12 protein-coding genes and 1 other annotated feature are annotated in these 8,317 nt (G+C 53.2%); of the genes, 11 read left to right on the plus strand and 1 reads right to left on the minus strand.

Annotated features, from left to right (window positions below; genetic code table 11):
* The 3 genes from lacNas_RS03695 to lacNas_RS03705 all read left to right on the plus strand — a co-directional run.
* Positions 1 to 553: ABC transporter ATP-binding protein (locus lacNas_RS03695; RefSeq protein ID WP_201346605.1), on the plus strand; the 553-nt coding region annotated here is incomplete at its 5' end.
* A 135-nt stretch (positions 554 to 688) separates the two neighbouring features.
* Positions 689 to 1,840: a trans-sulfuration enzyme family protein gene (locus lacNas_RS03700; RefSeq protein ID WP_201331852.1), complete on the plus strand. Its 1,152-nt coding sequence runs from the start codon at positions 689 to 691 to the stop codon at positions 1,838 to 1,840.
* A gap of 27 nt (positions 1,841 to 1,867) precedes the next feature.
* Positions 1,868 to 2,995 carry a trans-sulfuration enzyme family protein gene (locus lacNas_RS03705; protein WP_201331853.1) on the plus strand — a complete coding sequence of 376 codons (1,128 nt, stop codon included), beginning with the start codon at positions 1,868 to 1,870 and terminating at the stop codon, positions 2,993 to 2,995.
* 40 nt (positions 2,996 to 3,035) lie between these two features.
* Here lacNas_RS03705 and lacNas_RS03710 read toward each other — a convergent pair whose 3' ends face one another.
* Complete coding sequence (locus tag lacNas_RS03710) at positions 3,036 to 3,392, minus strand: arsenate reductase family protein (RefSeq protein WP_201331854.1); 357 nt, start codon at positions 3,390 to 3,392, stop codon at positions 3,036 to 3,038.
* A gap of 147 nt (positions 3,393 to 3,539) precedes the next feature.
* Positions 3,540 to 3,616: a sequence feature (ribosomal protein L21 leader region), on the plus strand.
* 16 nt (positions 3,617 to 3,632) lie between these two features.
* On the opposite strand from lacNas_RS03710, the gene rplU reads away from it, so the two are divergent.
* The 8 genes from rplU to lacNas_RS03750 form a co-directional block, all read left to right on the plus strand.
* Positions 3,633 to 3,944: a 50S ribosomal protein L21 gene (gene rplU, locus lacNas_RS03715; protein WP_003618434.1), complete on the plus strand. Its 312-nt coding sequence runs from the start codon at positions 3,633 to 3,635 to the stop codon at positions 3,942 to 3,944.
* 15 nt (positions 3,945 to 3,959) lie between these two features.
* Positions 3,960 to 4,259, plus strand: a complete 300-nt coding sequence (gene rpmA / locus lacNas_RS03720) for a 50S ribosomal protein L27 (RefSeq protein WP_201331855.1) — start codon at positions 3,960 to 3,962, stop codon at positions 4,257 to 4,259.
* Between the two features lie 144 nt (positions 4,260 to 4,403).
* A complete protein-coding gene (locus lacNas_RS03725; protein ID WP_201331856.1) occupies positions 4,404 to 5,510 on the plus strand; it encodes a M24 family metallopeptidase in 1,107 nt (368 codons plus the stop codon).
* 70 nt (positions 5,511 to 5,580) lie between these two features.
* Positions 5,581 to 6,147 carry an elongation factor P gene (gene efp, locus lacNas_RS03730; RefSeq protein WP_201331857.1) on the plus strand — a complete coding sequence of 189 codons (567 nt, stop codon included), beginning with the start codon at positions 5,581 to 5,583 and terminating at the stop codon, positions 6,145 to 6,147.
* Positions 6,148 to 6,166: 19 nt separating this feature from the next.
* Positions 6,167 to 6,601 carry an Asp23/Gls24 family envelope stress response protein gene (locus lacNas_RS03735; protein ID WP_201331858.1) on the plus strand — a complete coding sequence of 145 codons (435 nt, stop codon included), beginning with the start codon at positions 6,167 to 6,169 and terminating at the stop codon, positions 6,599 to 6,601.
* Positions 6,601 to 6,999, plus strand: coding sequence for a transcription antitermination factor NusB (gene nusB / locus lacNas_RS03740; protein WP_201331859.1), 399 nt, complete (start codon positions 6,601 to 6,603; stop codon positions 6,997 to 6,999). Before lacNas_RS03735 ends, nusB begins: the two co-directional genes overlap by 1 nt.
* Positions 7,000 to 7,044: 45 nt before the next feature.
* Positions 7,045 to 7,896, plus strand: a complete 852-nt coding sequence (locus lacNas_RS03745) for a bifunctional methylenetetrahydrofolate dehydrogenase/methenyltetrahydrofolate cyclohydrolase (protein WP_201331860.1) — start codon at positions 7,045 to 7,047, stop codon at positions 7,894 to 7,896.
* Positions 7,883 to 8,317 (plus strand): exodeoxyribonuclease VII large subunit (locus lacNas_RS03750; RefSeq protein ID WP_201346606.1); only part of this gene is annotated, 435 nt, incomplete at its 3' end. The genes lacNas_RS03745 and lacNas_RS03750, both read left to right, overlap by 14 nt.

Genomic DNA, 8,317 nt, shown 5'->3' on the forward strand with positions numbered 1-8,317 from the left:
GAAGCCGGCCAACGGTGAAATCGTCTTTTTGGGCGAGTCCCTGGCCAAGCTGTCTGCGCCAAAAATCGTGGCTGCCGGCGTTTCCCAGGTTCCTGAAGGCCGGCGCATCTTCGCCGGAATGACGGTCAAGGAAAACCTGCAGCTGGGCGCCTACCTCCGCAAGGACAAAGACGGCGTGCAAAAAGACATGGAAGCAATGTTCAAGCGCTTCCCGATTCTGAAGGAGCGGCAAAAGCAGGACGCGGCGACCCTTTCCGGTGGTGAGCAGCAGATGCTGGCCATGGCCCGGGCTTTGATGGCCCGGCCGAAGCTGCTCTTGCTGGACGAGCCTTCAATGGGTCTGGCACCGATCTATATTCAGGAAATTTTTGATATCATCAAGAGCATCAACAAGGAGGGCATGACGGTTCTGCTGATCGAGCAGAACGCCCGGCAGGCCCTCAGCATTGCCAGCCGTGCCTATGTCCTGGCTTCTGGGGAAGTCAAGATGTCCGGCAGCGGTCAAGAGCTTTTAAACGACCCGGCGGTTCAAAAAGCCTACCTGGGTGGTTAAAAAAGGTCGCGCTTCGGCGCGGCCTTTTTTGCTGGCCGGCGAGCTTGAAAAAAAGCCGGCATCGGGTATAATTAATTTTAAATTAAGAAAAGTGCTGATAATGAGACGGCTTTTTAATGCATTTAGGAGGAAAAGATGGCGGGATTCAACACGCGATTAGTTCACCAGCCCAAGCAGGGCGACAACAATACCGGGGCTGTGGCGGTGCCGATTTACAAGGCAACGACTTTCGCCTATCCAAAGATTGGCGCGGAAGTGAAATACGACTATTCCCGGTCGGGCAACCCGACCCGCAATGCCGTTGAAGAACAGCTGGCCAGCCTGGAGGGCGGCAGCCGGGCCTTCGTTTTTGCCAGCGGGATGGCAGCGATTCACGCGGCCCTGGCAATTTTTGAAGCGGGGGACCACATCATCATTGGCGACCAGATCTATGGCGGGACCTTCCGCATCGTTTACCAGTACTTTCAACAGCGGGGCCTGGAATTTACGGCCGTTGACACCCGCGACCAGCAAGCTGTTGCCGGCGCGATCAAGAGCAATACCAAGGCAGTTTATTTTGAACCGGTGACCAACCCGCTTTTGCAGGTGACGCCGGTTGCCGGGATCGCCAAGCTGGCCCATGAACACGGGCTTTTGGCTATCGTGGACAATACTTTTTTGAGCCCTTACCTCTTGCGGCCGCTTGAATATGGAGCTGACCTGGTCGTCCACAGCGCGACCAAATATTTGGCAGGGCACTCGGATGTCAGTGCCGGGGCCGTCATTGCCAAGGACGCGGATCTGGCAGACCGGGTCTATTTTGTGCAGAATGCCATCGGGGGGATTTTGTCGCCGGAAGATGCCAATGAACTGGCCCGGGGCATCAAGACTTTGTTCTTGCGCCTGGACCGGCAGATGGAAAACGTGCTGGCGATCGTCGGCTTTTTGAAAAAGCAGGCTGGCATCGACAAGATCTACTACCCAGGCGACCCGGACCTGGCCGGCTACGAGGATTTGTTCAAAGAAGCCAAGGGCGCCGGCGGGGTCTTCTCCTGCGAACTGGATGACGGGGTCTATGACCCGGTGGTCTTTGTCAACAGCCTGCAGATTTTTGGCCTGGCTGTCAGCCTGGGCGCGGTGGAAAGTTTGGTTGAGCTGCCGAGCAAGATGAGCCATGCGGAACTGTCGGCCAAAGAGCAGCTGGCCGCGGGCATCAAGCCGGGCTTGATCCGCTTTGCCGTCGGCATCGAAGACGCGGCTGACTTGATCGCGGACATTGACCAGGCCCTTGCCAAGGCAAAAAGATAGCAGGATTTGAGGAAACGGAGAAAAAACATGACGGAAAAAGATTCATTGGCTTTTGAAACCATCGTTGCTGAAGCAGGGAGCGTCAAGGACGGGGCCAACCCGGTGGCACAGCCGCTTTATTTGTCAGCCTGTTACCGGCACCCTGACCTGGAGCAGGCGGTCAATTTTGACCGTTTGCAGGGCTTTACCTATTCAAGAGTGGAAACGCCCAACCGGAAGACGGTCGAGCAGACCCTGGCCAAGCTGGAAGAGGGCTGCCAGGGCTTTGCCGTGGCCAGCGGGATGGCTGCAGTGCAGCTGGTCTTGAGCGTCCTCAAAACCGGGGATGAGGTTGTCAGCCTTGACGACCTCTATGGCGGCGACTTCCGTTACTTCCGCCACCTGGAAGACCACTTCCAGATCGCTTTCAAGCTTTGGGACGGCAAGCAGCTGTCAGCTTTGACCGGGCTTTTGACTCCTAAAACCCGGCTGGTCTGGCTGGAAACTCCGTCCAACCCGATGATGAAGAGCGTTGACATCCAGGCAGTCGCCGACGCCGTGCACGCCTACAATCCAGATATTCTGGTCGCCGTCGACAACACTTTTTACACTCCGTTTTACCAAAAGCCGCTTACCCTGGGCGCGGACGTGGTAATTCACTCGGCGACGAAGTACCTGGGCGGGCACAATGACATTTTGGGCGGGATCGTGGTCGTCAAGGACCCGCAGCTGGCCGACTTTTATTTCCAATATACGATCACCGTGGGTGACACCATGTCGGCTTTTGACTGCTGGCTTTTGACCAGAAGCTTGAAGACTCTGCCTTTGAGAATGCGCCAGCACACGGCCAGCGCGCAAAAAATCGTTGCCTTCCTTGAGAAGGCGCCGCACGTGGAAAAGGTCCTTTATCCAGGCAAGGCCGGCATGATTTCCTTTTACCTGGACAGTGACGCCGAAGTTGAAAGGGTCCTGGGCAGCGTCAAGCTGATCACTTTTGCTGAAAGCTTGGGCGGAGCCGAAAGCCTGCTGACGATTCCGTATTACCAGACCCATGATGACGTGGCCGAAGACCAGCGCCTGCGGCTGGGGATTACGCCGCGCCTGCTGCGCTTGTCAGTCGGCCTGGAAAACGCTGACGACCTGATTGCTGACCTGGCTCAAGCTCTCGGCGAATAATAAAAGTCCCGGACTTCCTTATGAAAGGTCCGGGACTTATTTATTTCCAGGTTTGTTCATATACATCTTCTTTAAAGCCGCAGGTCAAGTGCTGGCCGTCAACGACCAGGGGACGCTTGATCAGCTTGCCGTCTTTGGACAGCAGGTCGGCTGCTTCCTCCAGGCTCATGCTGTCCAGCTTGTCCTTCAGCCCCAGCTGCCGGTAGTGCTGGCCGCTGGTGTTGAAGAAGTAGCGCAGACCCCGGTCCTGGTACTTGGTCAGCCAGGCCAAAAGGTCGCTTTTTGCCGGCGGGGTTTCCACCAGGTCCTGGAAGTCATAACTGAGGCCGCGGTCGTCAAACCATTTCTGGGCCTTGCGCGAAGTGGAGCAGCGCTTGTAACCGTAAAATTTTGGCATGTTTTTTCCCTCGTTTTCTACATTTATAATCCGTCTATTTGAGTTTACAGCAAAAAAACTGCCAAAAACAGGAATTTGCCTGGCAAAAGACTTGAGCTTGGCCGGCAAAGCGTGCTATACTAACAGAGTTGCAATTTGAGTGATACCTCGATTCTGCAACCGCGCAGATAAGGTTGACAAGCCTGCTTAAGGCAGCACCTTTGATGGCGAGTCTAAGTAATTTTATACGGAGGTGTACTAATGTACGCAGTTATCAAGACCGGTGGCAAGCAATACAAGGTTGCCGAAGGTGAAAGTATCTTCGTTGAAAAGCTTGACGTTCAAGCCGGCGAAGAAGTTGTTTTTGACCAAGTTATCCTGGTAGCCAATGGCGACGACGTTAAGGTTGGTACTCCATTGGTTGAAGGTGCTAAGGTAGTTGCCAGTGTTGACAAGCAAGGCAAGGAAAAGAAGGTTGTAACTTTCAAGTACAAGCCAAAGAAGCACTCACATTCTAAGTACGGTCACCGTCAACCTTACACCAAGGTTACTGTTAAGAGCATCGAAGCTTAGTAAGAGGTGAACACTATGATGATGAACATTCTTTCAAACGCAAAGTTACTCGCCCACCACAAGGGTGGTGGTTCAACTGCCAACGGTCGTAACTCAGCTGGTCGTCGTTTGGGCGCAAAGCGTGCTGACGGTCAAGAAGTACACGCTGGCTCAATCATCTACCGTCAACGCGGTACTAAGATCCACCCAGGCAAGAACGTTGGCCGCGGTGGCGACGACACTTTGTTCGCATTGACTAACGGTGTCGTTAAGTTCGAACGTCTTGGCAAGTACAAGAAGCAAGTTTCTGTTTTGCCAGTAGAAGACGCTGAATAATCAAGCCGTTCAAGAAGCAGGCAGCCCAGCTGCCTGCTTTTTCTTGTCCTTTTTTGGCAGCAAAGCATGTTTAAGCTGCTAATCTCTTGTATAATAAAAATATCATGAACAAGAGCTTAAAAGCTGCAGAAAAGGATGGTGCTTATGAGCAAGAACAATGAATTGTTAAGCCTGCTGACCAGACGGATCAAGGAAACTGCCGACCTAATCAAGCAGGAAGACGCTGATGCCATGCTGATCTTCAACCGGGCAAATTACCGCTACTTGACCAATTTTACTGGTGAGGAAGCCCAGCTGATCATCACTAAAAAAGGTGACCGGGTTCTCTTGTCCGACTCCCGCTTTGCCCCGCAGATTGAGGCCCAGGCAGTCGGTGAACTGAAAGTGGTGATGAAGCACGGCCATGAAGCCGCGGAAATTGCCGCTGAAGTCAAAAAGCTGGGCGTCAAGAAGCTCCTGGTGGAAGCTGAGTTTGTCTCCGCCTACGAATATGACGCGATCAAGGCCCAGCTGCCAGATGTCGAACTCGTGATGGCGGCAGAGATCGTCGAACGGGTCCGCAATGTCAAAGACGAGCTGGAACTTGCCACCCTGCGCAAGGCGGTCGAAATTTCCCAGCGGGCCTTTGAAGAAGTGCTGCCGATGCTTAAGCCGGGTGCCAAGGAAAGAGACGTCGGCGCCAAGCTGGACTATCTCTTCAAGCTTTACGGCGGCGACGGCCCGGGCTATGACTCAATCATCGCATCCGGTCCGCGGTCTTCCTGGGCTCATGGCGTGGCCAGCGACCGCTTGATGCAGGAACATGAACTGGTCGTAATCGACGCGGCGGCTTCTTACAACGGTTATACGGCCGACATTACCAGAACCTACGCTCTTGGCAGCGTTGAAGATGAGCTGGAGAAGATCTACAAGATAGTCCTGGAAGCTCAAAAGCGCGGGATCGCGGCTGCCAAAGCCGGCGCGACCGGCAAGGACGTTGACCGGGCAGCCCGGGGCTACATCAACGATGCTGGCTACGGCCAGTATTTCGGTCACGGGATCGGCCACGGAATTGGCCTGGAAATCCACGAGATGTGCCAGCCGGCCTTCCTGTTCAGCCAGACGACTCTGGAAAACGGGATCGTGCACACGGTTGAACCGGGCATCTACCTGCCGCAGGGCGGGGTGCGGATTGAAGACGACATCCTGGTCAACGGCGACACGCCGGAAGTCCTGTCGACTCTGCCAAAGGATGAACTCATTCACCTGTAAAGATTATTTTTATGGTAAAATTTATTGTTTATTGGTACAATTTAAGATGTAGAAATGGGGGATTTACCAGATGACAATGATTTCAGTTAACGAATTCAAGAACGGCCTGACGATCGAATACAACAACGATCTGTGGCGCATCGTTGAATTCCAGCACGTTAAGCCGGGTAAAGGGAGTGCCTTCGTTCGCTCAAAGCTGAAGAGCCTGCGGACCGGCGCGGTTCAAGAATACACTTTCCGTTCAACTGCCAAGGTTGAAACGGCCGACATTCAAACCCGCCAAATGCAATACCTTTACAATGACGGCTCAAGCTACGTGTTCATGGACACGGCAACTTACGAGCAATTGGAAGTGCCGAACGCGCAGATTGACCAAGAAGCCAAGTACTTGAAGGAAAACATGGTTGTGAACATTATTTCTCACAACGGTGAAACTTTGGGCTTGGACCTGCCAAACACGGTTGACCTGGAAGTTGTTGAAACGGAACCAGGCATCCGCGGCGATACCTCATCAGGCGGCGGCAAGCCGGCTACGATGGAAACGGGCTTGGTTGTTACTGTGCCATTCTTTATCAATGTTGGCGACGTGTTGACGATCAACACCAGTGACGGTTCATACGTATCACGTTCTAAGTAGTAGTTTTCGAGGTGGAAAAATGGCTGACAATTCAACAATCGTTTTAAGCGGCAATGATGAAGGCGATCAAATCAAGATCGACTTGCAGGTTCTCGAAGTGATTTTAGGCATTTCAGCCCAGAAGGTCGATGGCGTTGCCGGCATGCGCGGCGGCTTGAAGTCAGGCTTTAACCGCGTCTTTGGCCGTGAAGATCGGGGCAAAGGGGTCGACGTCTCTGTTGATGCAGATGCTCAACTGACCGCCGATGTTTATGTCTATCTCAAATATGGCGTCAACGTGCCAACTGTTGCCGGCAAGATTCAACAAGCCTTGCAGCAGCAATTGACGCAGATGACGGATATGAATTTGAAGTCCATTAATGTTCATGTCGTTGGTCTCGTCTTCCCTGAAGATGAAAAGAACTTTGAAGATGCTGATCAACCATTATTCCCCGATCAAGAAGAAGATAAGTAATGAATCAACACGATAGTCGAAAAATTGCACTGCAAGCCATTTATTTGTACAACCAGGATCCGAGCCTGACGGCCGGCGAACTGGAAAGCAATGTCAAGTCAGCCTTGGACTTGACTGACGTGCCAGCTTACAGCCAGGAATTGATTGCCGGTGTGATCGACAAGCAGGCTGAACTGCGGGAGAAGCTTTCCGCCAACTTGAAGCAGGGCTGGCGCTTGGAGCGGCTCAGCAAGACCACCTTGGCGATTTTGGAAGTGGCTCTTTACGAAATGCTTTACAGCACGGTCATCGAAGACCGGTCTGCCATCAATGAGGCACTGAATTTGTGCGATGAGTTCGATGATCCGAAGGCAAAGGCCTTCATCAATGGCATATTGGCAAACTTTGTGCAAGAATAATTTTTCAGCCGGCGTTCAGCCGGCTTTTTTGTTAAGGAGTTAATTTTGGGCGAAATTTTAGACGGGAAAAAGCTGGCCAGCGAACTGGGCGAAAGCCTCTCCAGTGAAGTGGCTTCCTTGAAACTGCACGGCGTCAATCCCAAGCTGTGCGTCATCAACATCGGCGACGATCCGGCCAGCAAGGTTTACGTGGCTTCCAAGAAAAGAAAGGCCGACCGCCTGGGCATCAAGCAGGTGGTCTACCAATTGCCGGCTGACGAGACGGAAGAGGACGTTCTGGAACTGATCGACAGCTTGAATGCCGATCCGGAAGTTACCAGCCTGATGGTCCAGCTGCCGGTTCCCCCGCAGATCAATGCCGACCGCGTGATTGAACGGATCGATCCTGAAAAAGACGTCGACTGCCTGACGCCGGCTAATATCGGTCGTTTGTGGGAGGGCAAGCACTTTGTTGAACCTGCCACGGCTGCCGGGATCATCGCGCTTTTGGACCACTACCAAATTGACCTTACTGGCAAGAACGCGGTTATCGTCGGCCGTTCAAACATCGTCGGCAAGCCGCTGGCAGCCTTGATGCTAGAAAGAAACGCCTCAGTTTCGATTCTGCACTCCCACACGCGCAATCTGGCTGAACTGACCAAGCGGGCGGACGTGCTGGTCTGCGCGGTCGGCAAGGCAGAAATGATCAAGGCTGACATGGTCAAAGAAGGCGCGGTGGTGATCGATGTGGGCATCAACCGCCAGGCCGGCCGCCTGGTCGGTGACGTCGACTTTGCCGCCGTTCGGGAAAAAGCCGCCTGGATCACGCCAGTTCCCGGCGGGGTTGGCCCGTTAACGGTGGAATTTTTGATGGAAGAAGTCATTAAACTGACAAGGAGACAGCATGGACTCGATTAACGGGGCTGAAGAAAAATACCTGACCGTCAGCGAATTAAATTGGTATGTCAAGCAGAAGTTTGACCGTGATCCCTACCTTCATCAAGTTTTTCTGCAGGGGGAATTGTCCAATTTCCGCTTTCGCCGGGGCGGTCACCAGTACTTTTCTTTGAAGGATGACAAGTCTAAAATCAATGTGGTGATGTTCCGCAGTGACTTTGAAAAAGTTAAGTTTGAACCTGAAGAAGGGATGAAGGTTTACGTGACCGGCCGTTTGTCGACTTATGAGGCCCAGGGCAGCTATCAGTTTTATGCCAAAAGCATGGAACCGGCCGGCCTGGGGGCTCTTTATGAGCGCTTCAAGCAGCTGCAGGAAAAGCTGAGCCGCGAAGGCCTCTTTGACCAGCAGCACAAGCGGCCGCTGCCGCTGTTTCCGGACAAG

Source organism: Lactobacillus nasalidis (assembly GCF_016587775.1).
Lineage (GTDB): Bacteria > Bacillota > Bacilli > Lactobacillales > Lactobacillaceae > Lactobacillus > Lactobacillus nasalidis.